Origin of the sequence: Streptococcus sp. CCH8-C6, from assembly GCF_001557225.1 — a bacterium.
GTDB lineage: Bacteria > Bacillota > Bacilli > Lactobacillales > Streptococcaceae > Streptococcus > Streptococcus sanguinis_C.
On the sequence record NZ_LSJN01000035.1, the window covers coordinates 1 to 1,508 of the forward strand.

A 1,508-nucleotide genomic window follows, 5' to 3' on the forward strand; every position below is an offset into this window, starting at 1 on the left:
TCTGAGCTTCCAAGCGAAGATTCGTGAGAATGCCAACCTTTCAGCTTATGTCACAAAAGACAATAAAACTGAGATTCCAAACCAAGCTTCTTACGATGCTTCCTTCCCACATCAGCCAGGTGTTCATAAAGATTCTAATATCGTTCCAGTGACTCCACCGAGCCCAGAACAACCTGAGATTAAGAAGGATGTCAATGGTAAGGAAGAGGAAACCTTAAGCAACCGGAATGATGAATTCACATATCATGTAACAACGAAAGTACCGTTTGATGCGACAGCGTTTAGCGTGATGGATGAATTAGAAGGTGTTCTGGAATTTGCGGAAGGTACAGGCCGTGCGACGGCAAGCTTGAATGGTCAACCATTGGAATCTGACCGGATTTCTATTAACGGTCAAACCATTACGGTTTCACTGACAGAAGAACAAGTGAAAGCGAATGGTGGTAAAGAAGTAAGCCTGAGCTTTGCGGCGAAGATTCGTGAGGGTGCGAACTTGTCATCTTATAAGAAGAAAGACAAGACTGAGATTCCAAACAAGGCTACTTACCGGGTAGACTTCCCGAATAACCCAGGTGTTACGAAAGATTCCAATATCGTTCCAGTAACTCCACCAAGTCCAGAGAACCCACCAATCGAGAAGAAAGTGAATGATGCAGCATCTGCCACATTGTCAGATCGTGGTGAAGAGTTCACTTACACGATTGATACGCAGGTTCCATTGGATGTGACTGGATTTGCGGTTTACGATACGATTGAGAAAGTCCTTGAGTTCTCAGGTGAGAATGGCCAAGCAAGTGCGACTGTAGATGGTCAAGCCTTAGATAGCAGCCATATTGAGATCAAGGGTCAAAAGATTACGGTTAAATTGACGGAAGCAGAAGCGAAAGCACATGGAGGCAAGTCTGTTCATGTAAGCTTCAAGGCTAAGATCAAGGAAGGCGCAAATCTCTCAGAGTATATTGAGAAAGATGGCGTTACCCGTATTCAGAATACAGCCAAGTACAATTTCAACAATGATCCAGGCACGGAACAAAGTTCGAAACCAGTTCCAGTGACTCCACCGACACCGAATGAACCAGAAATCAAGAAGGATGTGAATGGTAAGCCAGAGGAAACTTTAGCGAACCGTGAGGACAGCTTCACCTACCATGTGAACACAAGTGTTCCAGTAGATGCGACAGCCTTTGAAGTTCATGATAGCTTGGTAGATGTATTGAGCTTTGTTGGTCAAGCAAGTGCGAGCCTGAATGGCGAAGCCTTGGATGCGAAGCAGATTAAGGTAGATGGTCAAACCATCACGTTGACCTTGACAGAAGAACAAGTGAAGGCAAATGGTGGCAAGGCAGTGAACTTGACCTTTGATGCGAAGATTCGTGAGGGTGCCAACCTTTCTGGATATGTGAAAGAAGGAAAAGCTTCTATTCCGAATAAGGCCTCTTATACAGTAGGCTTCCCTAACAGACCAGGTGTGACGAAGGACTCTAACGAAGTTCCGGTAACTCCACCAA

General features: G+C 45.0%; 1 protein-coding gene. It reads left to right on the forward strand.

The annotated features are described in order from the left end of the window. Window positions 1-1,508 (forward strand): isopeptide-forming domain-containing fimbrial protein (locus tag AX677_RS04675; RefSeq protein WP_156445985.1); only part of this gene is annotated, 1,508 nt, incomplete at both ends.